Consider the following 23,887-nt stretch of genomic DNA (forward strand, 5'->3'; position numbering starts at 1 on the left):
GGCCCGGGATATTACTGCAGACGCTGCTCAAGCCAGGCCGGCACGCTCTGCAGGGCTCCAGGCAGGGCTGCGACGTCGCTCCCCCCTGCCTGGGCCATATCGGCCCGCCCGCCGCCTTTGCCGCCTACCTGGGAGGCGACATGGTTGACCAGCTCTCCGGCCTTGACGCGGGAGGTCAGGTCGTCGGTGACGCCGGCGATCAGGCTCACCTTGCCGGCCTCCCTGTCGGCCACGCCCAGCACCACGACGCCGGAGCCCAGCTTCTGCTTGAGCTGATCCAGCACGCCGCGCAGTTCCTTGCCGGAAACCCCCTCCAGTTGGGTGGCAAGCACCTTGATGCCGCCGATCTCACGGGCCTCGCTCAGCATGTCGCTGCCGGCGGCGCTGGCCAGCTTGGCCTTGAGCCGCTCGAGCTCCTTTTCCAGCGCACGGTTACGCTCGACCAGCGATTCGACCCGTTCCTCCACCTGCTCCGGCCTGGCCTTGAGCCGCTCGCCGATGCGATTGACCCTGGCCTCCTGCTCACGGAACCAAGCCAGCGCTCCCTCGCCGGTGATCGCCTCGATGCGTCGCACACCCGAAGCGATGCCCTGCTCGCTGACGATATGGAAGCAGCCGATATCGCCGCTGCGCGCCACGTGGGTGCCGCCGCAGAGCTCGATGGAGAAGTCGTCGGCGCCAATAGTCAGCACGCGCACGCTGTCGGCATACTTGGCCTCGAACAGCGCTGCCGCGCCCCGTTCCTTGGCCTGGTCGAGGGTCATCTGCTCGATTTGGGTGGCCGCATTGGCCAGGATCTGCTCGTTGACCAGTCGCTCCACTTCCGCCAGCTGCTCCGGCGTCATCGGCTCGAAGTGGCTGAAGTCGAAGCGCAGCCGTTCCGGAGTGACCAACGAGCCCTTCTGCTGGACGTGATCGCCCAACACCAGGCGCAGCGCCTTGTGCATCAGGTGGGTGGCGGAGTGGTTGCGAATGGTGGCGCCACGCAGCCTGGCGTCGACCTGGGGATGGACCTCGGCACCAACCGCCAGGCTACCTTCGAGTAAAACGCCATGGTGGACGTGGTGTCCGCCCTGCTTCTGAGTATCGGTGACCAGGAAGCGGCCGCCTTCGACGTGGAGATAGCCGGTATCCCCCACCTGCCCGCCCGACTCGCCGTAGAACGGCGTGCGATCGAGCACCACCAGGCCACGCTGCTCTGGCTCGAGGCTGGCCAGGGCGTTGCCTTCACGGTCCACGATGGCGGTGACGTTGGCGCGGTCCTCGAGCCGGTCGTAGCCGGTGAATTGGGTTTCACCCTCGAGCTCCAGGGCGGCACCGTAGTCGCCGCCGAACTGGCTGGCTGCCCGGGCCCGCTCGCGCTGGGCCTCGAGCTCCCGTTCGAAGCCCTCAGCGTCGAGGGTCACGCCCCGCTCGCGGCAGACATCTGCCGTCAGGTCGTAGGGGAAGCCGAAGGTATCGTAGAGCTTGAATACTGTCTCGCCGGGCAACAAGTCGCCTTCCAGGTCCTCCAGCGCCTCCTCCAGCAGGCTCATGCCATGCTCCAAGGTACGGGCGAACTGTTCCTCCTCCTTGAGCAGGACACGCTCGATCTGATGGCGCGCCTCGCGCAGCTCCGGGTAGGCATCGCCCATCTCGGCGTCCAGCGCCCCGACCAGCTTGTGGAAGAAGTCGCCCTTGGCGCCCAGCTTATTGCCGTGACGTACGGCCCGGCGAATGATCCGTCTCAGCACATAGCCGCGTCCCTCGTTGGAGGGCAGCACACCATCAGCAATGAGAAAGGCGCAGGAGCGGATATGGTCGGCGATCACGCGCAGCGAAGGCGTGGTGGTGTCTGCATGTGCCAGGCGCGGTCCCAGGCGGCTTCGCCGGCGTCCAGCAGGTCCAGCGCCAGGTCGTCGTCGTTGGAGAGCAGCCCCGTGGCGTGGTGGCCCAGGGCGATGATGGCCGCCCCGGTGAGGGTTGCGATGTCGACCACGCTTGCAGGCTCGAAGCGCTCGGCGTAGGTCAGGGCATCGCACAGCACCAGGCGGCCCTCGGCGTCGGTGTTGAGCACCTCTACCGTCAGCCCCTTGAGGGTCTTGATGATATCGCCGGGCTTGGTGGCACGGCCATCGGGCATGTTCTCGGCGGCGGCGACGATGAAGACCAGGTTGAGCTTGGGCTTGATCGCCAGAACCGCCTTGGCGGTGCCGAACACGCTGGCAGCGCCACACATGTCGAACTTCATCTCGTCCATGGACTCGCCGGGCTTGAGCGAGATACCGCCGGTATCGAAGGTAATCCCCTTGCCCACCAGCACATGGGGGGCTTCCTCGGGGTTCTCGGCACCCTGGTATTTCATCACGATCAGCCGCGTGGGCTCCTCGCTGCCCCGGCCGACCGACAACAGCGAGCCGGCGCCCAGTGCTTCCAGCGCCGCTTCGTCGAGAATCTCGACCGCAAGGGCGCCGGACGACTCCTTGCCCATGGACTCCGCCTGCTTGGCCAGGTAGCTCGGCGTGCAGACGTTGCCCGGCAGGTTGCCCAGGGTGCGGGTCAGGGCAACGCCCTGGCCGACGGCGTCACCGATACGGGCGCCTTCCCGGGCCGCTGCGGCGTTGCCACCTTCGCTGACCAGCAGCGTGATACGGGCCAGCCTGGGTACCGGTGCCGGCTCTGACTTGAACTCGTTGAAGCGGTAAACGGCACGGTGAGCGGATTCTGCCACCATGCGCGCCTTCCAGTCGCAGGCACGATCGGGTACCGGGACGTCGGTGAAGGCCACCGCGACATCTTCCACCGGCAGCGCGGACAAGGCGGTGAAGGCAGCATCCAGCGCCTTGATGAAGGCGCGCTCGTGGCACTTGGCCTGTTCGCCAAGGCCCACCAGCATCAGTCGGTCAGCACCCAGGCCGGGGGCAAACGGCACCAGCTGTACGCTGCCCGCCTTGGCATCGAAGTCGCCGCGCTCGATAAGCTGTCCGATCAGCCGCTCGCTGGCATCGTCGAGCTTGGCGGCGGTGGGCAGCAGGTCGCCCTCCTTGAAAACCGGTACCACGAGGCAGGCCGTTTCGGCCTTGGCGGGATTAGCCGTCTGAACTGGGAATTCCATTGTGACTCCACAAGACAAGCGAAGGGGGATTCTGGATAATGCCGGCACGGCTCCAGGCCATTGCCGAGTCACCCCAGTGTACTCAAGGCATGGCGCCATTGCATGGAAGACGGCTGCATGATCATTTTTCGTTACCTGACCCGCGAGATTCTCCTGACGATGGCCGCCGTTGCCGGCGTTCTTCTGCTGGTCATCATGGGTAGCCGCTTCATCCGCTATTTTGCCGATGCGGCGGAGGGGGACATCCCTGCGAGCATTCTCGGCAACTTGATGCTGTTCCACCTGCCGGGCTTTCTCGAGCTGATTCTGCCACTGGCGTTCTTTCTCGGGATCCTGCTCGCCTATGGGCAGCTCTACCTGAACAGCGAGATCACCGTGCTGGTCGCCTGCGGTACCAGCCCGGCGCGGCTACTGCAGGTCAGCCTGGTTCCGGCCACTCTGGTCGCGGTCCTGGTAGGATTGTGCAGCCTGTGGCTGACCCCCGCCGGAGCGCTGCACAATGCCGTGATGCTGGAAGACCAGCGCAGCAGGCTCGACTTTACTGCCCTGGCGCCGGGGCGTTTCCAGGACTTCGGTGGCGGACGTACCGCCTACACTGAGTCGTTCAGTGACGATGGCAGCCGCATGCAGGAGGTCTTTATCAGCGAAAACCAGCGCAGGCGGGACGGCACCCCCGAGCGAGCCGTGACACGGGCGGCAAGCGGATACCAGACCGTGGACCCGGAGACCGGCAGCCGGTTCCTGGTGCTGGCCGACGGCGAGCGTTATAGCGTCGATCCGGGGCGATTCGAGGCCGAACGGCTCCAGTTTGCCACCTATGCCGTAAGGCTTGCGCTGGGGGGGGACCGGCGTGATCTGGAATCGGTCGATTACGCCACCACGAGGGAGCTGGTGAGCGATGACTCCAGCCAGGCAAGGGCACAGCTGCAGTGGCGGCTCTCTCTGCCAATAATGGTATTCATCCTGACCTTGATGGCGATGCCGCTGTCCCGGGTCAATCCGCGCCAGGGGCGCTTCGCCAAGCTGCTGCCTGCCATCTTTCTGCATGTCTGCTACTTGAGCCTGCTGCTGGCAGCGCTGGATGCCATCGGGCGTGGGTCGTTGCCGGCTGCGATCGGCATGTGGCCCATTCATGCCGCCTTTCTGGCGCTCGGCCTGGGCATGATGGTGCGTGCCCAGAAGAAGGGTATGCGCTGATGGTAACGGATCGCCTCGACCGCTATATCGCGCGCAATGTGCTGGGTGCCATCCTTGTTGTCCAGGTGGTGCTGCTGGGTCTCGACCTGGTGATTTCCTACATCAATGACCTGGACGATGTGGAAGGCGATTACGGTGCCTTCCAGGTGCTGCTTTACCTGATCATGCGTCTGCCCTGGCGCTTCTATCAATACGCCCCGGTGGGGGTGCTAATCGGCGCCCTGATCGGCCTGGGCAGCATGGCATCGAGTAACGAACTGACGGTGATGCGTGCCGCGGGACGTTCACTGACCCGGATTCTCTGGGGCGTCATGAAGCCGATAATACTGGTGGTGGCGGTGGTGTTGATCGTGGCCGAGTACATCAGCCCGCGCACCGAGCAGTTTGCCAGTGCCTGGCGACTGGAACAGATGCAGGGTGAAGGCGCGGTGGTGATGCAGCGCGGCGGCTGGCAGCGCGAGGGTGACAGCGTCTATCGCTTCGGCGCCATCCGTGCCGACGATACCGTGGTCGACTTGACCCGATACCGCTTCGAGGGCCGCCAACTTCGCGAAGCGACCGTGGCCGAGCGTGCCGTCTGGCGTGACGGCGCCTGGGTGCTCGAGGATGTGGCCATGACGCGCTTCGAGGAAGGGCGTACCGAGGCCGAGCACCTGGCCGAGCAGGAGTGGGAAACCAGCCTGACGCCGGCCCAGCTCAACCGTTTGCTGCGCCCCATCAACAGCCAGGCACCCAGCGAACTCTGGGCCTATGCCCGTTTCCTGAACGATCAGGGTCTCCAGGCCACGCAGCCGCTGCTTTATTTCTGGCAGAAAATGCTGATGCCGCTGACCATGGCATCGCTGGTGTTGGTGGCAGCTTCCTTTGTCTTTGGCCCCTTGCGTACCGTTGCTGCCGGAACGCGGGTCTTCTATGGCGTGGTGACCGGGCTGTGTTTCAAGTACCTGCAGGATCTTCTGGCGCCGGCATCTACGGTATTCGGTTTTTCGCCGATATGGGCGGTGCTGGCGCCAACCCTGATCAGTGCGGCCCTGGGGTTCTATTTCCTGCGACGAACAGGCTAGGAGTCTATGCGACGACGTTTCGACAAGCTTGACGAGGTATGGCCGGCCGGCCTGGCCAAGCGACTGGGTGCCATGGTGTATGACGGGCTGCTGGTGCTGGCTATCTGGATCGGCATCACTACCGCCCACGTGGCCTGGGTGAGATTGGTACTGGAGCAGCCGCCTGAAACGGTAGGGGATGACCTGGCGCAGGTGCTCTCGCTACGCCTTGCCCTGGCGCTCAGCGCCTACGCCTTCTTCGCCTTCTCCTGGACCCGTGGCGGGATGACCCTCGGGATGCAGGCCTGGCGTCTGCGCGTGCAGACCGACACCGGACTCTCTATCACCTGGACCCAGAGCCTGGTGCGCTATCTGGTGGCCTGGGTGTCGCTGGCGGCTTTTGGTCTTGGCTACTGGTGGATTCTCTTCGACGAGCAGAAGCGCAGCTGGTCGGATATTGCCTCAGGAACCCGTGTGGTGGTGGTGCCCAAGGCCGCCGGTTAGCACCGTCCTGCAGGCGGTAGACATGATGTCGGTCAAAAAATACGCGATTTCCACTTGCGATAGGCTATGCGAATCATTTACATTAACTCTGTAGGCTATGAAGAGGTGATGGCAAATGTACGTATGTCTCTGCAAGGGCGTATCCGACCACAAGATCCGCGCGACCGTTGAAGACGGTGCCCGCAGCTGGCGCGAGGTACAGTGCGAGACCGGCTGTGCAACCCAGTGCGGCAAGTGCGCTTCTGTGGCCAAGGCCATCACCCGCGATGCCATCCGCTCAGAAATGTCGGCTTCGGCAGCCGACTTGGCCTATGCCGTGTAGCCTTCGGTCTTGCGCTGGTGGAAGGATCTTTTTTCGTCGCCTCCGGGCCTGATGCCAATCGCTATCATTATTGTTGTCCTTTCTCCAACTCCCTGTCGCTATTGGACTTTCTCGTCTGTGTACCCAATACTGACTAGTCCCCCGAATCCTGACGACAATGGAGAGATGCCATGAAAGGCGACGCCAAGGTTATCGAATACCTCAACAAGGCCCTCGGCAACGAGCTGGTGGCCATCAATCAGTATTTCCTGCATGCAAAGATGTACAAGGACTGGGGTTTCAAGGCGCTGGCCAAGTGGGAGTACGACGAGTCCATCGAAGAGATGCAACACGCCGACAAGTTGATCGAGCGAATCCTGTTTCTCGAGGGCCTGCCCAACCTGCAGGATCTTGGCAAGCTGCATATCGGCGAGAACGTGCGTGAGATGCTCGAGAGCGACCTGAAGATCGAGCACGAGGGGCGTCAGGACTACATCGACGCCATCGCCTATTGCGAGCAGGTCAAGGACTACGTGAGCCGTGACCTTTTCCGTCAAATCCTCGCCGACGAAGAGGACCACATCGATCACATCGAGACCGAACTCGGCCTGATCGACAAGGTCGGCATCGAGAACTACCTGCTCAAGCAGATGCAGGAAGCCGGCGACGAGTAACCTGCCTGCAAGAGAGACCCACACCGGCGCCCATGAGGCGCCGGTGGCGTTTATGGCCTCCCCACGTCACTTGATAACGGCACTTGGCAACCTTCGTCAATGATCTACGCTGGTGCATGTGGGTGTGCAAATCGTTACATACTGCACCAGTATGTTGCTCTTGCTGACCGCTCCTGCCTGTGAGAAGGCTCATTGCAGGGGCATCAGCCAGTATCAAGAATATTGGCAGGAAAACTGCATATTACAATCATAACCATAAACTGAGAGGCAGCCTTGATGAACCCTTCCCTGTCCCGCTCCACCGGCCTGCTGGTCGGCGCACTTGGTCTGTCCTTGGTCGGCGCATCGCTGGCCCAGGCCGATGAGACCCGCATCCGTTTCCAACTCGACTGGCGCTTCGAGGGCCCTTCGGCTCCCTTCCTGATGGCCGTGGAGCGCGGCTACTTTGCCGAGGAGGGGCTGAGGGTCGAAGTCGATTCCGGCAGCGGTTCCGCCGGTGCCATCAACCGGGTTGCTTCCGGCGCCTACGAGATGGGCTTCGGGGACCTCAACGCTCTGGTGGAGTTTCTCGCCGAGAATCCTGATGGGCCAGGCATCCAGGGCGTCTACGTGGTGTATGACGGCAGTCCGGCCTCGGTATTCGCGCGCAAGGACCGCGATATCGAATCCCCCGCGGACCTCGCCGGAAAGGCCATCGCCGCGCCGGCCTTCGATACCGGCTACCGGGCCTGGGGCATCTTCGCCGCGGCCAACGTCCTCGATGCCGACGATGTCGAGTGGCAGAACGTCGATCCGACCCTCCGCGAGACCCTGCTGGTACGCGGTGATGTGGATGCGATCACGGGCTTCTACTTCACCAGCCTGCTCAACCTGGAAGGGCGTGGAATGAGTGAAGAGGAACTCACCATCATGCCGTTCCCCGACTATGGCGTGCCGCTCTATGGCAATGCCATCATTGCCAGCGAGGCCTTCTCCGAGGAGAACCCGGAAGCCGTAGAGGGCTTCCTGCGCGCCTTCAACCGCGCCTTGGAGGAGACCCTGGCCGACCCGGATGGCGCCATTGACTATGTCTACAATCGCGACTCTCTGATCGACAGGGAGATGGAGACCCGGCGCCTCAGGCTTGCCATCGACAGCGTGATCGATACCGAGGATGCCCGTGCCAACGGCGCCGGGGCGGTGGACGAGGAACGCCTGCGCAACGCCATTCAATTGGTGGCCGACGCCTATGAGCTGCCGTCGGTACCGGAAACCGAGCGGGTCTTTACCTCACGCTTCCTGCCGCCCCAGGATGAACGGATGATCTTTGCCGATCGGGTGGAGTAGCGGTATGCCGGAAGCATCCCTGAAGCAACCCGCCGACGTACCTTTTGTCGCTTTCGATCAGGTGAGCCTGGCCTATGACGATTCGGGCAACGCCATCGAGGACATTTCGCTGACCATCGAGGAGGGGGAGTTCGTCGCCTTCGTCGGCCCCAGTGGCTGTGGCAAGTCGACCTTCATGAAACTGTGTACCGGGCTGCATGGCCCCACGGCCGGTCAGGTAAGGGTCGATGGCACGCCGGTGGGCGGTCCGCTGAAGATCTCGGGCATGGCCTTCCAGAATGCCAACCTGCTGCCCTGGCGTACCACCCTGGACAACGTCCTGCTGCCGCTGGAGATCGTCAAGCCCTACCGCTCGCAGTTCCGCAAGCGCCGGGCCGAGTTCGTCGGCTGGGCCCGGGACCTCTTGCGCACCGTGGGCCTGGAGGGCTACGAGGACCAGTTTCCCTGGCAGCTCTCCGGCGGCATGCAGCAGCGGGCGTCGATCTGCCGGGCGCTGATCCACCGCCCGCGGCTGCTGATGCTCGATGAACCCTTCGCTGCCCTGGACGCCTTCACCCGCGAGGAGCTGTGGTGCGTACTGCGCGACCTGTGGGAAGCCCAGCGCTTCACGGTGGTGCTGGTAACCCATGACCTGCGCGAGGCGGCCTTCCTGGCCGACACTGTCTACGTGATGAGTCGACGTCCGGGACGCATCATCGAGCGGCGCACCATCGACCTGCCGCGCCCGCGTGAACTGGCAATCACCTACGAAGAGCCGTTCACCGGCATGGTGCAGAGCCTGCGCAAGCAGATCGGCGAGATCCGCGCCACCTGATCGAGGACGTGACATGCAACTGAGTGAAAAGAGCCGTCAGCGGATCGCACCCTGGGCGGCGGTGGCGATCCTGGTGGTGATCTGGGAAGTCACAGTGCGTCTGCTTGACGTGCCGGAGTTCATTTTCCCCGGTGCCTGGGCCACGGCTCAGGCCCTGGTGACCTACGCCGGCCCCATCGGCATGCACTCCTGGCAGACCTTCTGGACCACCATGGTGGGCTTTGGCATCGGCGTGGCGGTAGGCCTCTTGCTGGGCTTCATCATCGGCTCATCAAAATTCCTCTATCACGCCTGCTATCCGCTGCTGGTGGGCTTCAACGCCATTCCCAAGGTCGCCTTCGTGCCGATTCTGGTGGTGTGGTTCGGCATCGGCTCGGTGCCGGCGATCCTCACCGCCTTCCTGATCTGCTTCTTCCCCATCGTGGTCAACGTGGCCACCGGGCTTGCCACCCTGGAACCGGAAATGGAGGACGTGCTGCGGGTGCTTGGGGCGAAGCGCCTCGACGTGCTGCTCAAGGTAGGCATGCCGCGCTCGCTGCCATACTTTTTCGCCTCGCTGAAGGTGGCCATCACCCTGGCCTTCGTCGGCACCGTAGTGTCCGAGACGGTGGCCTCCAACCAGGGTATCGGCTACCTGATGATGAGCGCCGGCTCGCAGATGCGCATGGGGCTGGTGTTCGCCGGGCTTATCGTGATCAGCGCCATGGCGATGGTGATGTATGAGCTGTTTGCCGTGCTGGAGAAGCGGATGACGGGGTGGGCACATCGCGGCCAACGTTAAGGTAAGGTGCCTTCCCTACTGCGCTCGATATCCTGGCCGCCGGCGGTACCGAAGCGTCGGACCGTCGCAATCCTCATTGAGCAGCCAGTCAACTCCGGTTGCTCCGTTCCGGCGGCGGCCAGCCTCTCTTCGCTCGTTACGGGAATCCACGCTTACCTCAGCTAGAACGCCTTCTCCAGGTCGAAACGCGGCACCGGTTCGCCCTGGACCTCGACGGTCTCGGTGAACATGGCGAGCGGCCGCACCCACAGGCCGTACTCGCCGTAGAGGGCGCGATAGAGCACCAGGGGCTCCTCGGTTTCGCTGTGATGGGCGACACCCAGCACCTCGTAGCGGTTGCCCTTGTAGTGGCTGTAGATGCCGGGAACGGGGTGGGGGCTTGTCATTGGAGTCTCCATGCAATGAGGTGGGGTAGGGAGGGTCACTCGCCGGGTGTGGCGGATAGCCGGGCCAGCCTGGCCAACACCCGCGAGACGGCCGTGAAACCGAAGCTGCCGGTGACGAAGGTGGCGGCGCCGAAGCCCGAGGCGCAGTCGAGTCGCGTCGATTCGCCGGTGCCCGGCTTCTGAAAGCATACCTCGCCATCGCTGTCCGGATAGACCAACTGCTCGTCGGAATAGACGCACTCCACCGAGAAGCGGCGCTTGGGGTTGCGCGAGAAACCGAAGTCGCGCCGCAGGCGTGCGCGAACCTTGGCCAGCAGCGGGTCGTGCTCCGTGCGGCTGAGATCCGCTATGCGGATGCGTGTCGGGTCGGTCTGGCCGCCTGCGGCACCGGTCACCGTGATCGGCAGCTTGCGCCGCTTGCACCAGGCGATCAGGGCGGCCTTGGCCAGCACGCTGTCGATGGCATCCACCACATGGTCGGCGTCCTGGGGAATGCGCTCGGCCAGGTTGGTTGGGGTGACGAAGGCGGTGTCCGCCACCACCTGGATACCCGGCTGGATCGCCCGACAGCGCTCGGCCAGGACCTCTACCTTGGGTCGCCCGATGGTACCGTCCAGGGCGTGGAGCTGGCGATTGACATTGGAGATGCAGACATCGTCCAGGTCGATCAGCGTGAGCTTGCCGATGCCCGAGCGTGCCAGTGCCTCCACCGCCCAACTACCTACGCCGCCGACGCCCACCACCACCACATGGGCGGTACGAAAGCGCTCGGCGGCACGGGAGCCGTAAAGCCGGCGGATGCCGCCGAAACGGAGGTCGTGGTCATGCTGGCTGGCGGGGTCGGCGTGGCTCGATAAAGGGGCTGTCATGATCGATGGTTCGGACTCTTTGTCAGGCGGAGGGTTCGAGGTTGGGGGCGCTGAGGCTGGTGCCGTTCACCGGCAGGTGGCCGCCCCAGCCAAAGCGCTCGAACAGGGCCGACATGGGGGCGTCCAGGGCGCAGCTCAAGGTCAGGCGATACGCTTCGAACGGATGATCGAAGGCGAGGCACACGGCGGCCAGCAGCAGCCGCGGACACGCCAGCCGCTCCTTGAAGAAGCGGTTGTGGTTGCCCTTGCCGTGCTTGGCGTCGCCGATGATGGGATAGCCCCGCTGCGACAGGTGGCGGCGTATCTGGTGGCGGCGCCCGGTCACGGGCGATGCCTGCATTAACGAGTAGCGGCTCTGGGGGTAGCGGTCCACCTGCACCGGCAGCTCGACGCTGTCGAGCCGCCTGACTTCGGTTAGCGCCTCCATGGCCGGCATTTCCGCCTTGGGGCGGGTGCCATCCTCTTCGCGCAGGGGGTAGTCGAGCCAATCGTGCTCGGGGCCGACGCCGCGAACCACCGCCAGGTAGCGCTTGGTGACCCGGCGCTCGGTAAAGGCGTCCGCGAGCCGGGCTGCCGCCGCCTTTGACAGGGCGAAGATCATCGCCCCCGAGGTGGGGCGGTCAAGGCGGTGTACCGGATAGACCCGCTGGCCGAGCTGGTCGCGCAGTCGCTGCAGCAGGAATTCGCGTTCACCTCGGGCCAGGGCAGAGCGATGCACCAGCAGGCCTGCCGGCTTATGCACGGCGACCAGGTGCTCGTCCTGATGGAGAATCGTCAGCGCTTCCGACATGTCAGCCTGGCTCATGAAACGGGGTCGCCATTGTCGCCGTCCTGAGAAGCGTTGTCACCTCGATGCTTTTCACCTTGATGCCAGGGCGGTCGTGCATGTCATCATTCGCTGTCCTGACAGTTGCCCCGTTGAAGGATGCCATGGGCGATGCGTTCAATACCCTGGCGATAGGCAGCCTGCCGGTAGGAAATTCCCTCCTTCTCGGCCCGCTCCAGCACCAGCCGCCCCTGAGCTTCGAGCCGCTCGGCCAGGCGCTCGTTGACGGTTTCCTCTGACCAGCGTTCGCCGGTACGATTCTGCACCCACTCGTAGTAGCTGACGATGACGCCGCCGGTATTGGCGAGTACGTCCGGCAGGACCGGAATGTCACGCTCGGCGAGAGCCGCCTCGCCCTTGCTGGTCACGGGGCCATTGGCGATCTCGAGCAAAGCCTTGGCCTTCACCTGGTCCACATTGTCCTCGTGAATCTGATCCTCGAGTGCTGCGAGCACCAGCACGTCGACATCCAGTGTCAACAGGTCGTCTCGGTCGAGGTGCTCGGCATCTTCGGCGATACAGACCGATTCATCGCAATAGACGAGGTCATGCAGACGTTGGTTCTTGGTCTTCTGCTGCATGATCGGTTCAGGGTCCAGCCCTTCCTCGCTGTAGATGGCGCCTCCCGAGTCGGAAAGGGCCACGATGCGATAGCCGCGCTCATGGGCCAGCCTGGCGAAGTGGTAGGCGGCATTGCCGAAGCCCTGAATGGCTAGCGTGGTGTCTTCGGGCTTGCGCTGCTCACGCTTGGCCCACTGGTCCAGCACATGCAGGGCGCCGCGCCCGGTGGCCGCCACCCGTCCGAGGGAGCCGCCCAGCGCCGGTGGCTTGCCGGTAATCGCGGCCGGCTCCTTGCCGCGCACGAGGTGGTCGTACTCGTCGGCCATCCAGCCCATCACCGTGGCGTTGGTGTTGACGTCCGGTGCGGGGATGTCACGGCGGGGGCCCATTACATCGGCAATGGCACGAATATAGCCCCGCGCCAGCCGTTCAAGCTCGAGACGAGAGAGCTGCTTGGGGTCGACCTTGACCCCGCCCTTGCCGCCACCATAGGGCAGGTCGACGACGGCACATTTCACCGCCATCCAGAAGCTCAGCGTGGTTACCTCCAATTGATCGACGTCGGGGTGGAAGCGAATGCCACCCTTGGCCGGGCCCAGCGTGGTGTCATATTGGACACGCCAGCCGGGAAAGACGCGCAGCCGGCCGTCATCCATGCGCACTGACACGCTCACCTGTAGTGCAAGACTGGGTTGCATCAGGCGCTCGATGACGTCGTCATGGACGTCCAGCGCCTGGAAGACGTCCTCCAGGCGCGAGCGGGCATCGTCGAAGAGATTGGCATGATCCATTTGCCGTGACATCGTCATCCTCCATTGGTGCGTCTGGATAGTGGCTGATACAGCAAAGCGTAGCAGCCACTCGCCCCGACAGGGAGGATGAGGCAGTCATCATGCAGCCGGGGGCTATTCGGCGCTCAGGCTCAGTACATAAGCGCCGCTGTCGCGGTTGTTGAAGCCGCGTGCAATGGCGCGGTACTCGCCGGGCTCCAGGTGGGCCTCGATACGGGCATCAAGGTTGTTGCCGCCGTCGTCGTCGCTCAGGAAAAGCCCTTCCCCCTCCAGCTCCAGGAAAGCATCCAGGTCGCTGGACATCATGTCCAGGCGGTAGATGCCGGCTTCATCCAGTCGAAAGGTGTATGCGTCTCGGGCTCCCGCTTCCAGCCAGGCTTCGATGGGCTGGCCGATGGGCAGTTGGCCGTCATCAGGGAGCTCGTCGAGTTCCACTGCGGTGGCCTTGAGCTCGAACAGTCCACTGCCGCTGAAGGCGTGGCCGCGGGCGATAACGGTGTAGCTGCCCGGTCCCAGGTTGTAGCGGATGCGCGCATTGAGCCCTTCGCCGCCGTCGTCGTCGCTGGTGGAGACCCCCTCGCCGTGCAGTTCGAGAAAGGCATCGAAGTCGTCGGAAAGCATGTCGATGGTGACGAAGACAGGGGCTTCGAGGATCAACTGGTATTCCAGCGCTTCGCCACTGAGCCAGCCTTGAAGCGGCTCGTCGATCGCCAGTTCACCACTGTTGCGCAGGGAAGCGCCGTCGGCGAGCTCATGAGGCTCAACGGTAAGGGTGTAGAGGCCGCTCTCCTGCCCATAGGCGGTGCGGGCGGTGAGCTGGTATTCGCCGGGTTCGAGGAAGTCGGCGATCCGGGCGTCCAGATTGCCTGCGCTGTCGTCATCCTCGCGGTCCAGTAGAACAGCACCGGGCCCAGCGACAGCTGCAGGGTAGGGGAAGTCGACATGACGTATCTGCTCCTATTTCCAGCGGGGTTCGTAGGCGCCCAGGGTGGTGGTGGCACCTTCGGAGACCTCGACATGGCGATCACTCCTCGCCCCCGTAGCGTGCCCGGTCCGCTGGCCTTCAAGTCGCTGACTCGCTCGCCGCTGGTCTTCATCGCCCCCGCCGGTGCAGGACTCGGCAGCGGTAACGCTCAAGCCATGTTCCCGGCAGCGGCGTCCCAGGCGCTCGGCAAGGGTGATCAGGTCGAGATTGGCCAGGCTGGCCGCACGATGAGCCATGGTATCGCTCCTTCAAGAGTGGTGGCCGGCCCCTGACGCCGGCCGCGCGCAGGGATAGACTTTTGCGTACAATAGCGCCTTTGTCTGCGATATGCAGGCCGTGGCACCATCGCCGCGTCAGAGATCCGGAACCGACCGCTCAGCACAGGACCACCATGTCACAGGCCAGCGCCCAGCATACGCCCATGATGACCCAATATCTCAGGATCAAGCGCGAGCATCCGGAGGTGCTGCTCTTCTACCGAATGGGCGATTTCTACGAGCTGTTCTTCGACGACGCCAAGCGCGCCGCGGCGCTGCTGGACATAACCCTGACCCAGCGCGGCCAGTCAGCGGGCAAGCCGATTCCCATGGCCGGGGTGCCCTACCATAGCGCCGAAGGCTACCTCGCCCGCCTGGTCAAGGCCGGCGAGTCGGTGGCCATCTGCGAGCAGTTCGGCGACCCGGCCACCAGCAAGGGTCCGGTCGAGCGCAAGGTGGTGCGAATCGTCACCCCCGGGACCCTCTACGACGAGGCGCTGCTCGATGCCCGCCGCGACAACCTGCTGGTGGCCGTACATCCGCTGGGTATCTGCTGGGGGCTGGCCTGGCTGGAACTCTCCAGCGGCCGCTTCAGCGTGCTCGAAGTGGAAGGCGAGAGCGAGATGCTGGCCGAGCTCCAGCGCCTCGACCCCGCCGAACTGCTGGTGCCGGAGAGCCTGACCCTGCCACCGGCCCTGGACGGGCGCCGCGGCCTGCGCCGCCAGAGCGACTGGCTGTTCGACCACGACGGCGCCACCCGCACCCTGTGCGACCAGTTCCAGTGCCAGGACCTGCGCGGCTTCGGCTGCGCCCATCTCGAGGCCGCCATCACCGCCGCCGGCGTGCTGATCGAATACGCCCGTGACACCCAGCGCTCGCGCCTGCCCCATGTCACCGCGCTGGGCGTGGAGAGCCGGGACGATGCCGTGGTGATCGATGCCGCCAGCCGGCGCAACCTGGAAATCGATACCAACCTCGGCGGCACCGCCGACAACACCCTGGCCAGCGTACTCGATACCTCCGCCACCGCCATGGGGTCGCGACTGCTCAAGCGCTGGCTCAACCGTCCGCTGCGGGACCGCGCCCTGGTCCAGAATCGCCAGGCGGCGGTCGCCCTGCTGCTCGACCAGGAGGCCTTCGTCACGCTGCGCGAGCTGCTCAAGGCCATCGGCGACGTGGAGCGCATCCTGGCCCGGGTGGCACTCTACAGCGCCCGGCCCCGGGACCTCGCCCGGCTGCGTGACGCCCTGCTCGCGCTCCCGGCGCTGCAGCAGGAGCTGAGTGCCTTCAGCGACGGCACCGCCCTGGACGATCTTCAGCACCATATCCGCCCCTATCCCGAACTGGCCGACACCCTGAGCCGCGGGCTGATGGACAACCCGCCGGTGGTGATCCGTGATGGCGGCGTGATCCGCGAGGGCTACGACGCCGAACTCGACGAGTACCGCGGCCTGGCCGAACACGCCGGCGACTACCTGATCAAGCTGGAACTCCGGGAGCGCGAGCGCACCGGCCTGCCCGGCCTCAAGGTGGGCTACAACCGGGTACACGGCTACTATATCGAGATCCCCCGCGCCCAGGCCCAGGACGCCCCGGTCGACTATGTCCGCCGCCAGACGCTGAAGAATGCCGAGCGCTTCATCATTCCCGAACTCAAGGAGTTCGAGGACAAGGCGCTGTCGGCCAAGTCCCGCGCCCTGGCCCGGGAGAAGCTGCTCTACGAGAGCCTGCTCGATGCGCTCAACGCCGAGTTGGGCGCGCTGCAGGCCACCGGCCAGGCACTGGCGTCGCTGGATGTGCTGGCCACCTTTGCCGAGCGCGCCCAGGCGCTCGGCTTCGAGCGCCCACAGCTGCTCGACACCCCCGGCATCGAGATCCGCGGCGGCCGGCACCCGGTCGTGGAGCAGGTCAGCGACACCCCCTTCGTGCCCAACGACCTGGTCATGGACGACAGCCGCAGGATGCTGGTCATCACCGGCCCCAACATGGGCGGCAAGTCCACCTACATGCGCCAGGCGGCACTGATCACCCTGCTGGCCCATACCGGCAGCTTCGTCCCCGCCGATGCGGCCCGCGTCGGCCCCGTGGACCGCATCTTTACCCGCATCGGCTCCAGCGACGATCTCGCCGGGGGCCGCTCGACCTTCATGGTGGAGATGACCGAGACCGCCAGCATCCTGCACAATGCCACCGAGCAGAGCCTGGTGCTGATGGACGAAATCGGGCGGGGCACCAGCACCTTCGACGGCCTGTCGCTGGCCTGGGCCAGCGCCGAGCACCTGACCCGGAGCCGGGCCTTCACGCTGTTCGCCACCCACTACTTCGAGATGACCGCCCTGGCCGAGCAGGCCGAAGGGGTGGCCAATGTCCACCTCACCGCCGCCGAGCACAGGGACGGCATCGTCTTCATGCACCGGGTGGAAGACGGACCCGCCAGCCAGAGCTACGGCCTCCAGGTGGCCCAACTGGCCGGCGTCCCCCAGGGAGTGATCGCCCGGGCTCGGGAGAAGCTGGCACAGCTGGAGCAGCAGGAGGTCGACCAGGGCAGCCGCCTGCCACTGCGCAGCAACGGCGAGCCGGCCCCGCTGCAGACCGACCTGTTCGCCACGGCACCGCACCCGCTGCTCGAGGCGCTGGCGGGGCTGGACCCCGATGCGCTGACCCCGCGGCAGGCGCTGGAGTTACTCTATGAATGGCGCGAACGCGTCTAGGAAACACTGCACAAATGACTGTGCGAGCGAATCACTTCGTTACGCGGTGCTCGGAATCCTCACATATACCCCATATGCTCCGGTTCCTGTGCTCCGTGCGCCTTGTGCTTCATCTCGCTCGTCGATTTGTTCAGCATTTCCCTAGCCGGCTTGCCCCCGCGGTGGCGCATGACTAGAATGAAGCGTTTATCCGAAAGCAGATTATATAAACGGATTTTTTTATAACCATCAGGCCTATCGGCCTGATGCTCAATCATCACCAGACCGGGCACCGCACACCCCGGCCCCGAGGAGGGAGACAGGCATGACATTTGTCGTCACCGAGAACTGCATCAAGTGCAAGTACACCGACTGTGTCGAAGTCTGCCCGGTGGACTGTTTCTATGAAGGTCCTAACTTCCTGGTCATCCACCCGGACGAATGCATTGACTGCGCCCTGTGCGAACCGGAGTGCCCGGCGGAGGCCATCTTCGCCGAGGACGAGTTGCCGGAGGGGCAGGAGGAGTTCATCGCCATCAACGCCGAGCTCTCAGAGGTCTGGCCCAACATTGCCGAGAAGAAAGACCCGCCCGCCGATGCCGAAGAGTGGGATGGCAAGCCGGGTAAGTTGCAGCATCTGGAACGCTGATTCGAGTGCATCGAGCGAACAAGAAAACGCCGGACGTTGATAACGTCCGGCGTTTTGCCTTCATGTGTCATGCATATTCAAGCATCATGCACAGCTGAAAGGCGACCCTCAGGCCGCCCGGCTCCCAGCTCATCCTTGGACGGATCCCTCCGTCCGAATTCCTTTTGGTAACGTCCCTGCCCGGTAGCCACATCCTGTCGCACCTGGCGCACCATCTTTTAACGCATCCCGTTTTGCATCCTGCCGGAGAGCCATCCCGCTCTCTCTTGTCCCACATGCATTGTGGCATTTCCCCAGATCAGCGCAACTCCCGCCCACGAATGATCCTAACTTTACTTTTGCTTACTCCCAAGAGAAAAATAAAGTGAAAACAGATATATACAAAAAGACCGGCACAAAAATCGCCGGTCTCCCTGCATGAAACACAGCGTAGATCGTCGGCACCGTGTAGGCAATTTCCTACAAGCCGTGTAGTCAATGTCGTCGGCCAGCTACTCAATAGTGGGTACTGTCACAACGATTCACTGCCCCTTGATGGCGGCACGCCCAGGGTAGTCGACCTGCCCACCCAACTGCTGCTCGATCACCAGTAGCCGGTTGTACTTGGCCACACGGTCGGAGCGGCACAGCGAGCCGGTCTTGATCTGGCCTGCCGCAGTGCCAACGGCCAGATCGGCAATGGTGGTGTCCTCGGTCTCGCCGGAACGATGCGAGATGACGGCAGTGAAGCCGGCATCCTGGGCCATCTTGATCGCATCCAGGGTCTCGGAGAGCGAACCGATCTGGTTGAACTTGATCAGGATGGAGTTACCGATTTTCTCGTCGATGCCGCGCTTGAGGATCCGGGTGTTGGTGACGAAGAGATCGTCGCCGACCAACTGAATCTTGTCACCCAGCTTGTCGGTCAGCGCCTTCCAGCCAGCCCAGTCGGACTCATCCATGCCATCCTCGATGGAGACGATGGGGTAGTCATCGCACAGCCCGGCCAGGTAGTCGACAAAGCCCGCAGCGTCATACTGCTTGCCTTCACCGGCGAGGTTGTACTGGCCGTCCTTGTAGAACTCGGAGGAGGCGCAGTCCAACGCCAGGGTAATGTCATCCCCCAGGGTATAGCCGGCATCCGCCACGGCCTGCTTGATTACCGCCAGTGCCTCGGCATTGGAGGCCAGATTGGGAGCGAAGCCGCCTTCATCACCCACTGCCGTGGAGAGCCCCCGGGCGGCCAGCACCTTCTTGAGAGCGTGGAAGATCTCGGCCCCCATGCGCAGGCCTTCGCGGAAGTTCGCTGCGCCCACCGGCTGGATCATGAACTCCTGGATGTCGACGTTGTTGTCGGCATGCTCGCCACCGTTGAGGATATTCATCATCGGCACCGGCATGCTGAAACGGCCCGGCTGACCGTAGAGTTCGGCAATATGCGCGTAGAGTGGCACACCCTTAGCGTTGGCGGCTGCCTTGGCGGCGGCCAACGACACCGCCAGAATGGCGTTGGCGCCGAGCGAGGCCTTGTTGTCGGTGCCATCCAGCGCCAGCATGGCATTGTCCAGGCCGCGCTGATCCCTGGCATCCATACCCACGAGCTTGCTGCGAATCGCACCGTTGACCGCTTCGACGGCTTTCAGCACGCCCTTGCCCAGGTAGCGTGCCTTGTCGCCGTCGCGCAGCTCGAGGGCCTCGCGGGACCCGGTGGAGGCACCGCTGGGCGCGCAGGCCACGCCGACCGCACCGCTCTCCAGGCGCACCTCGGCCTGCACGGTGGGGTTGCCGCGGGAGTCGAGCACCTCGAGGGCAAGGATATCGGCAATCTTGGTCATCGTGTGTCGTCCTATTCTTATGAGTCGGTCTTATGAATCAGCGTTGAGTGAGTCAGTATCAGGTGATATCCAGCGCCGGGAAGGCCTTGACCATGTCATCGATGGCCTTGAGCTGGACCAGAAAGGGTTCGAGCCGGTCCAGGGGCAGGGCACAGGGGCCATCGCACTTGGCGTTGTCCGGATCCGGATGCGCCTCCAGGAAGAGCCCGGCCAGGCCAACGGCCACGCCGGCACGGGCCAGCTCGCCAACCTGTTCGCGGCGGCCGCCGGCGCTGTCCGCGCGGCCGCCGGGCCGCTGGAGGGAGTGAGTGACATCGAAGAAGACCGGATAGCCGGTTTGCTTCATGTCACCAAAACCGAGCATATCAACCACCAGATTATTATACCCAAAGCTGGATCCGCGTTCGCAAAGCAACAACCTTGCGTTCCCGGCCTCCTCGCACTTCCTGATGATATGGCGCATTTCATGAGGCGCCAGGAACTGCGGCTTCTTGAGGTTTATCACCGCCCCGGTCTCGGCCATGGCCACCACCAGGTCGGTCTGGCGGGCAAGGAAGGCCGGCAACTGGATGATGTCGGCCACCTCTGCCACCGGTGCAGCCTGCCAGGGCTCATGCACATCGGTAATGATGGGCACGCCGAAGCGCGACTTGATCTCAGCCAGAATCTCCAGCCCCTTCTCCAGCCCCGGGCCGCGAAAGGAGTGAATAGAGCTACGGTTGGCCTTGTCGAAGCTGGCCTTGAACACGAAGGGGATGCCCAGACGGGCGGTGACCTCGACATAGGTCTCAGCCACTTCCAGGGCCAGCTCACGGGACTCCAGCACGTTCATGCCGCCCAGCAGCATGAGGGGCAGAGAATTGCCGGCCTGAAGGCCGGCAATGGTGATGATGCGTTGTGCGTCTGTCATGAACACTCCTTCGACCCTCAGCCCTGCGGCTGGGCCTGGGCCTGCTGGCGGGCACGGGTGTTCTTGTGCTCCAGCGCCGCATTGATGAAGCCGGTAAAGAGCGGGTGGCCATCGCGGGGGGTGGAGGTGAATTCCGGATGGAACTGGCAGGCCACGTACCAGGGATGATCGGGCAGCTCGATCATCTCCACCAGGGAGTTGTCCACGCTCTTGCCGGAAATGACCAGACCCGCTTGTTCCAGCTCGTCGATGAACTGATTGTTGACCTCGAAGCGATGCCGATGACGCTCGACGATCTCATCGGCACCATAGGCCTCGCGGGCCTTCGTGCCGGTCTTCAGGTGACAGACCTGTCCGCCAAGACGCATGGTGCCACCCAGATCCGAGGCCGCATCGCGCAGCTCGATCTTCCCCTCCGGGGTGATCCACTCGGTGATCAGGCCCACCACCGGATGCTGGGTGTCGTGGGTGAACTCGGTGGAGTTGGCGTCTTCCCAGCCGGCCACGTGCCGGGCATATTCGATCACCGCCACCTGCATGCCAAGGCAGATGCCCAGATACGGAATACCGTTCTCACGAGCGAAGCGGGCGGTGGCTATCTTGCCCTCGACGCCACGCTCGCCGAAGCCACCCGGCACCGGGATGGCGTCCTTGCCCGCCAGTCGCTCGGTACCGTGGCGTTCGATATCCTCGGAGTCGATGTAGTCGACGTTGACCTTGACCCGGGTCTGGATACCCGCATGGATCAGCGCTTCATTGAGCGACTTGTAGGCGTCCAGCAGCTCCATGTACTTGCCGACCATGGCGATATTGATCGACTTGAGCGGGTTAAGCTTGGCATCCAGCACATGGACCCACTCGTTGAGGTCCGCCTCTTCCGCTTCCAGGCGCAGCTTGTCGCAGACGATCTCGTCGAGGCCGTGCTCATGGAGCATCAGGGGTATGCGATAGATGGTATCGGCATCCTGCAACGGGATGACCGCACGCTCCTCGACGTTGGTGAACAGGGCGATCTTGCGCCGCTCGCTCTCTTCCAGCTCGACTTCGCTGCGACAGATCAGGATGTCGGGCTGGATACCGATGGAGCGCAGCTCCTTGACGCTGTGCTGGGTCGGCTTGGTCTTGGTCTCCCCCGCTGTCTTGATGTAGGGCACCAGCGTCAGGTGCATGAAGATCGCCCGACTCATGCCCAGTTCGCTGCGGATCTGACGGATCGACTCCAGGAACGGCAGCGACTCGATATCACCCACGGTGCCGCCGATCTCCACCAGGGCCACGTCGAAGCCTTCGCCACCGGCATACACGCGGCGCTTGATCTCGTCGGTGATGTGGGGGATCACCTGCACGGTGCCGCCCAGGTAGTCGCCACGGCGCTCGCGGCGCAGCACGTGCTCGTAGACGCGGCCGGTGGTGAAGTTGTTGCCCTGGGTCATCTTGGTACGAATGAAGCGCTCGTAGTGGCCCAGGTCCAGGTCGGTCTCGGCACCATCCTCGGTGACGAAGACCTCGCCGTGCTGGAAGGGGCTCATGGTGCCCGGATCCACGTTGATGTAGGGATCGAGCTTGAGCATGGTGACCTTGAGGCCGCGCGCCTCGAGAATCGCCGCCAGCGAGGCCGACGCGATGCCCTTGCCGAGAGAGGACACAACGCCGCCGGTCACGAAGATATATCGTGTCATGGAGAACCTGTCGAAACGTGATCATGAGGCGCGGCAGGAAGCTGCGCCAGGATGGGACGACAGACTAGCAGATTACGACCAATGGCTCAATTTCGGTCAGGCCAGAGCCCGCGGCTTCCCCGGCGACAGGTCTTCGCGGAGGCGCTGTGAATACATCCCTGTACGCTACAGATTCCTTCCCTGGAATCGGACCTCCGCTTCGACCTGTCCCCGGCGCCGCTCACCATCACGGGTGCTTCGAGCCCCGAGCAGGATGGTATCGAGGCTCGTAGCTCGTAGCTCGTGGCTCGTCGCTTATACGCCCAGATAGTCGAGGATGCCCTCGCCGGCCTGGCGTCCTTCATGGATGGCGGTGACCACCAGGTCGGAGCCGCGGACCATGTCGCCGCCGGCGAAGATCTTCTCGTTGGCGGTCTGGAAGGCGTAGGTGCCATGCTCGGGCGCCAGCACACGGCCGCGCTCGTCGAGCTCGATGCCCGCGGGCTCGAACCAGGACGAGGGGCTCGGCTGGAAGCCGAAGGCGATGACCACGGCATCAGCAGGCAGGACCTCTTCGGAGCCCGGCACCACCTCGGGACGCTGGCGACCGTTCTCGTCGGGCTCGCCGAGGCGGGTGCGCACCACCTTCACGCCCTCCACCTTGCCCTCGCCCACCACCGCCACCGGCTGGCGGTTGAAAAGAAACTCCACCCCCTCCTCGCGGGCATTCTTCACCTCGCGCTTGGAGCCCGGCATGTTCTCCTCGTCGCGGCGGTAGGCGCAGGTCACCATTGAGGCGCCCTGACGAATCGCCGTGCGATTGCAGTCCATGGCAGTATCACCGCCGCCCAGCACCACCACCTTCTTGCCCTCCAGCGAGACGTAGTCGGCCGGATCCTTCTCGAAGCCGAGGCAGTGGTTGACGTTGGCGATCAGGTAGTCGAGCGCCTTGTGCACCCCGGGCAGCTCCTCGCCGGGGAACCCGCCAGTCATGTACTTGTAGGTGCCCATACCGAGGAACACCGCGTCGTACTCCGCCAGCAATGCCTCGAAGTCGATATCACGGCCGATCTCGGTATTGAGCCGGAACTCGATGCCCATCTCCTCGAATACCGCACGACGGCGTTCCATCACCGTCTTCTCGAGCTTGAACTCGGGAATGCCGAATGTCAGCAGGCCGCCGATTTCCGGATACTTGTCGAAGACCACCGCCCTGACGCCGTTGCGTACCAGGATATCGGCACAACCGAGCCCAGCCGGGCCTGCGCCGATGATGGCGACCCTCTTGTCGGTCCACTCCACCTGGGACATGTCGGGACGCCAGCCCATGGCGAAGGCGGTATCGGTAATGTACTTCTCAACCGAGCCGATGGTCACTGCACCGAAGCCGTCGTTGAGGGTGCAGTCCCCCTCGCACAGGCGATCCTGCGGGCATACCCGGCCGCACACCTCGGGCAGTGTGTTGGTCTTGTGGGACAGCTCCGCCGCCTCGAGGATATTGCCCTCCGCCACCAGCTGCAGCCAGTTGGGAATGTAATTATGTACCGGACACTTCCACTCACAGTAGGGGTTGCCACAGTGCAGGCAGCGGTGCGCCTGGCTGGCCGCCTCCTGGGGCTTGTACGGCTCGTAGATCTCGCCGAACTCCCGCGCACGGGTGCGGGCATCCTTTTTCTGCGGGTCCTGGCGGCCCACGTCGATGAACTGGAAGTCGTTATTGGTCAAACGATTGGCCATGTCTTGTCTCCTGGGAAGTC

Annotated in this window: 21 protein-coding genes and 2 pseudogenes; 12 read left to right on the top strand and 11 right to left on the bottom strand. The window is 63.9% G+C overall.

Going from position 1 to position 23,887, the window contains the following annotated elements:
* Positions 1 to 11: 11 nt before the first annotated feature.
* Positions 12 to 1,841, bottom strand: a pseudogene (alaS, locus tag LOKO_RS14285) (alanine--tRNA ligase); the annotation flags it as partial.
* On the bottom strand, positions 1,808 to 3,094 hold the full coding sequence (locus LOKO_RS14290; protein ID WP_235588876.1) for a leucyl aminopeptidase: 1,287 nt from the start codon (positions 3,092 to 3,094) through the stop codon (positions 1,808 to 1,810). The pseudogene alaS and the gene LOKO_RS14290, both read right to left, overlap by 34 nt.
* A 117-nt stretch (positions 3,095 to 3,211) precedes the next feature.
* Between LOKO_RS14290 and lptF the strand changes: the two genes are divergently transcribed.
* The 8 genes from lptF (at position 3,212) to LOKO_RS14330 (ending at position 9,734) form a co-directional block, all read left to right on the top strand.
* Positions 3,212 to 4,291, top strand: a complete 1,080-nt coding sequence (gene lptF / locus LOKO_RS14295; protein WP_083517741.1) for an LPS export ABC transporter permease LptF — start codon at positions 3,212 to 3,214, stop codon at positions 4,289 to 4,291.
* On the top strand, positions 4,291 to 5,355 hold the full coding sequence (gene lptG, locus LOKO_RS14300) for an LPS export ABC transporter permease LptG (RefSeq protein WP_066450802.1): 1,065 nt from the start codon (positions 4,291 to 4,293) through the stop codon (positions 5,353 to 5,355). Before lptF ends, lptG begins: the two co-directional genes overlap by 1 nt.
* 6 nt (positions 5,356 to 5,361) lie before the next feature.
* On the top strand, positions 5,362 to 5,838 hold the full coding sequence (locus LOKO_RS14305) for an RDD family protein (RefSeq protein ID WP_066450804.1): 477 nt from the start codon (positions 5,362 to 5,364) through the stop codon (positions 5,836 to 5,838).
* A gap of 115 nt (positions 5,839 to 5,953) precedes the next feature.
* Entirely contained in the window at positions 5,954 to 6,160 is a 207-nt protein-coding gene (locus tag LOKO_RS14310; RefSeq protein ID WP_066450813.1) for a (2Fe-2S)-binding protein, read from the top strand.
* Between the two features lie 170 nt (positions 6,161 to 6,330).
* Positions 6,331 to 6,813, top strand: coding sequence for a bacterioferritin (gene bfr, locus LOKO_RS14315; protein ID WP_066450816.1), 483 nt, complete (start codon positions 6,331 to 6,333; stop codon positions 6,811 to 6,813).
* Between the two features lie 276 nt (positions 6,814 to 7,089).
* The gene (locus LOKO_RS14320; RefSeq protein ID WP_083517603.1) at positions 7,090 to 8,139 is read left to right on the top strand and encodes an ABC transporter substrate-binding protein; all 1,050 of its coding nucleotides are present in this window, start codon (positions 7,090 to 7,092) and stop codon (positions 8,137 to 8,139) included.
* A 4-nt stretch (positions 8,140 to 8,143) separates the two neighbouring features.
* A complete protein-coding gene (locus LOKO_RS14325; protein ID WP_066450819.1) occupies positions 8,144 to 8,953 on the top strand; it encodes an ABC transporter ATP-binding protein in 810 nt (269 codons plus the stop codon).
* A gap of 13 nt (positions 8,954 to 8,966) precedes the next feature.
* A complete protein-coding gene (locus LOKO_RS14330) occupies positions 8,967 to 9,734 on the top strand; it encodes an ABC transporter permease (RefSeq protein ID WP_201025329.1) in 768 nt (255 codons plus the stop codon).
* A gap of 161 nt (positions 9,735 to 9,895) precedes the next feature.
* Here LOKO_RS14330 and LOKO_RS14335 read toward each other — a convergent pair whose 3' ends face one another.
* The 5 genes from LOKO_RS14335 to LOKO_RS14355 all read right to left on the bottom strand — a co-directional run bounded on the left by LOKO_RS14335 (position 9,896) and on the right by LOKO_RS14355 (position 13,824).
* Positions 9,896 to 10,120 carry a DUF1653 domain-containing protein gene (locus LOKO_RS14335; RefSeq protein ID WP_066450822.1) on the bottom strand — a complete coding sequence of 75 codons (225 nt, stop codon included), beginning with the start codon at positions 10,118 to 10,120 and terminating at the stop codon, positions 9,896 to 9,898.
* Positions 10,121 to 10,155: 35 nt separating this feature from the next.
* Complete coding sequence (gene tcdA / locus LOKO_RS14340; RefSeq protein WP_066450825.1) at positions 10,156 to 10,989, bottom strand: tRNA cyclic N6-threonylcarbamoyladenosine(37) synthase TcdA; 834 nt, start codon at positions 10,987 to 10,989, stop codon at positions 10,156 to 10,158.
* Between the two features lie 22 nt (positions 10,990 to 11,011).
* Positions 11,012 to 11,779, bottom strand: coding sequence for a pseudouridine synthase (locus LOKO_RS14345; RefSeq protein WP_066450827.1), 768 nt, complete (start codon positions 11,777 to 11,779; stop codon positions 11,012 to 11,014).
* 101 nt (positions 11,780 to 11,880) lie between these two features.
* Positions 11,881 to 13,179: a Glu/Leu/Phe/Val family dehydrogenase gene (locus LOKO_RS14350; protein ID WP_144439674.1), complete on the bottom strand. Its 1,299-nt coding sequence runs from the start codon at positions 13,177 to 13,179 to the stop codon at positions 11,881 to 11,883.
* Between the two features lie 102 nt (positions 13,180 to 13,281).
* Positions 13,282 to 13,824: a hypothetical protein gene (locus tag LOKO_RS14355; protein ID WP_066450829.1), complete on the bottom strand. Its 543-nt coding sequence runs from the start codon at positions 13,822 to 13,824 to the stop codon at positions 13,282 to 13,284.
* 33 nt (positions 13,825 to 13,857) lie between these two features.
* On the opposite strand from LOKO_RS14355, the gene LOKO_RS14360 reads away from it, so the two are divergent.
* From LOKO_RS14360 to fdxA, 4 genes and pseudogenes are all read left to right on the top strand, one after another.
* Positions 13,858 to 14,064, top strand: coding sequence for a hypothetical protein (locus LOKO_RS14360; protein ID WP_066450831.1), 207 nt, complete (start codon positions 13,858 to 13,860; stop codon positions 14,062 to 14,064).
* A 108-nt stretch (positions 14,065 to 14,172) separates the two neighbouring features.
* Positions 14,173 to 14,271 (top strand): annotated as a pseudogene (locus LOKO_RS19535) (HTH-type transcriptional activator IlvY); the annotation flags it as partial.
* A gap of 272 nt (positions 14,272 to 14,543) precedes the next feature.
* Positions 14,544 to 17,120: a DNA mismatch repair protein MutS gene (gene mutS, locus LOKO_RS14370; protein WP_066450841.1), complete on the top strand. Its 2,577-nt coding sequence runs from the start codon at positions 14,544 to 14,546 to the stop codon at positions 17,118 to 17,120.
* A 304-nt stretch (positions 17,121 to 17,424) separates the two neighbouring features.
* Positions 17,425 to 17,748: a ferredoxin FdxA gene (fdxA, locus tag LOKO_RS14380; protein WP_043514074.1), complete on the top strand. Its 324-nt coding sequence runs from the start codon at positions 17,425 to 17,427 to the stop codon at positions 17,746 to 17,748.
* A 521-nt stretch (positions 17,749 to 18,269) separates the two neighbouring features.
* On the opposite strand, the gene eno is transcribed toward fdxA, so the two are convergent.
* The 4 genes from eno to LOKO_RS14400 all read right to left on the bottom strand — a co-directional run bounded on the left by eno (position 18,270) and on the right by LOKO_RS14400 (position 23,867).
* The gene (gene eno, locus LOKO_RS14385) at positions 18,270 to 19,562 is read right to left on the bottom strand and encodes a phosphopyruvate hydratase (protein ID WP_066450844.1); all 1,293 of its coding nucleotides are present in this window, start codon (positions 19,560 to 19,562) and stop codon (positions 18,270 to 18,272) included.
* A gap of 58 nt (positions 19,563 to 19,620) precedes the next feature.
* Positions 19,621 to 20,472: a 3-deoxy-8-phosphooctulonate synthase gene (gene kdsA / locus LOKO_RS14390; protein ID WP_066450846.1), complete on the bottom strand. Its 852-nt coding sequence runs from the start codon at positions 20,470 to 20,472 to the stop codon at positions 19,621 to 19,623.
* A 17-nt stretch (positions 20,473 to 20,489) separates the two neighbouring features.
* A complete protein-coding gene (locus tag LOKO_RS14395; protein ID WP_066450849.1) occupies positions 20,490 to 22,151 on the bottom strand; it encodes a CTP synthase in 1,662 nt (553 codons plus the stop codon).
* Between the two features lie 294 nt (positions 22,152 to 22,445).
* The gene (locus LOKO_RS14400) at positions 22,446 to 23,867 is read right to left on the bottom strand and encodes an FAD-dependent oxidoreductase (RefSeq protein ID WP_066450852.1); all 1,422 of its coding nucleotides are present in this window, start codon (positions 23,865 to 23,867) and stop codon (positions 22,446 to 22,448) included.
* Between the last annotated feature and the right edge of the window lie 20 nt (positions 23,868 to 23,887).

Origin of the sequence: Halomonas chromatireducens (assembly GCF_001545155.1) — a bacterium.
In the GTDB taxonomy this organism is placed as follows: Bacteria; Pseudomonadota; Gammaproteobacteria; order Pseudomonadales; family Halomonadaceae; genus Halomonas; species Halomonas chromatireducens.

Bases quoted from the DNA above. Each gene is read 5' to 3' on its own strand.
- LOKO_RS14290 (WP_235588876.1), bottom strand. From the start codon at position 3,094: ATGGAATTCCCAGTTCAGACGGCTAATCCCGCCAAGGCCGAAACGGCC.
- lptF (WP_083517741.1), top strand. From the start codon at position 3,212: ATGATCATTTTTCGTTACCTGACCCGCGAGATTCTCCTGACGATGGCC.
- lptG (WP_066450802.1), top strand. From the start codon at position 4,291: ATGGTAACGGATCGCCTCGACCGCTATATCGCGCGCAATGTGCTGGGT.
- LOKO_RS14305 (WP_066450804.1), top strand. From the start codon at position 5,362: ATGCGACGACGTTTCGACAAGCTTGACGAGGTATGGCCGGCCGGCCTG.
- LOKO_RS14310 (WP_066450813.1), top strand. From the start codon at position 5,954: ATGTACGTATGTCTCTGCAAGGGCGTATCCGACCACAAGATCCGCGCG.
- bfr (WP_066450816.1), top strand. From the start codon at position 6,331: ATGAAAGGCGACGCCAAGGTTATCGAATACCTCAACAAGGCCCTCGGC.
- LOKO_RS14320 (WP_083517603.1), top strand. From the start codon at position 7,090: ATGAACCCTTCCCTGTCCCGCTCCACCGGCCTGCTGGTCGGCGCACTT.
- LOKO_RS14325 (WP_066450819.1), top strand. From the start codon at position 8,144: ATGCCGGAAGCATCCCTGAAGCAACCCGCCGACGTACCTTTTGTCGCT.
- LOKO_RS14330 (WP_201025329.1), top strand. From the start codon at position 8,967: ATGCAACTGAGTGAAAAGAGCCGTCAGCGGATCGCACCCTGGGCGGCG.
- LOKO_RS14335 (WP_066450822.1), bottom strand. From the start codon at position 10,120: ATGACAAGCCCCCACCCCGTTCCCGGCATCTACAGCCACTACAAGGGC.
- tcdA (WP_066450825.1), bottom strand. From the start codon at position 10,989: ATGACAGCCCCTTTATCGAGCCACGCCGACCCCGCCAGCCAGCATGAC.
- LOKO_RS14345 (WP_066450827.1), bottom strand. From the start codon at position 11,779: ATGTCGGAAGCGCTGACGATTCTCCATCAGGACGAGCACCTGGTCGCC.
- LOKO_RS14350 (WP_144439674.1), bottom strand. From the start codon at position 13,179: ATGTCACGGCAAATGGATCATGCCAATCTCTTCGACGATGCCCGCTCG.
- mutS (WP_066450841.1), top strand. From the start codon at position 14,544: ATGTCACAGGCCAGCGCCCAGCATACGCCCATGATGACCCAATATCTC.
- fdxA (WP_043514074.1), top strand. From the start codon at position 17,425: ATGACATTTGTCGTCACCGAGAACTGCATCAAGTGCAAGTACACCGAC.
- eno (WP_066450844.1), bottom strand. From the start codon at position 19,562: ATGACCAAGATTGCCGATATCCTTGCCCTCGAGGTGCTCGACTCCCGC.
- kdsA (WP_066450846.1), bottom strand. From the start codon at position 20,472: ATGACAGACGCACAACGCATCATCACCATTGCCGGCCTTCAGGCCGGC.
- LOKO_RS14395 (WP_066450849.1), bottom strand. From the start codon at position 22,151: ATGACACGATATATCTTCGTGACCGGCGGCGTTGTGTCCTCTCTCGGC.
- LOKO_RS14400 (WP_066450852.1), bottom strand. From the start codon at position 23,867: ATGGCCAATCGTTTGACCAATAACGACTTCCAGTTCATCGACGTGGGC.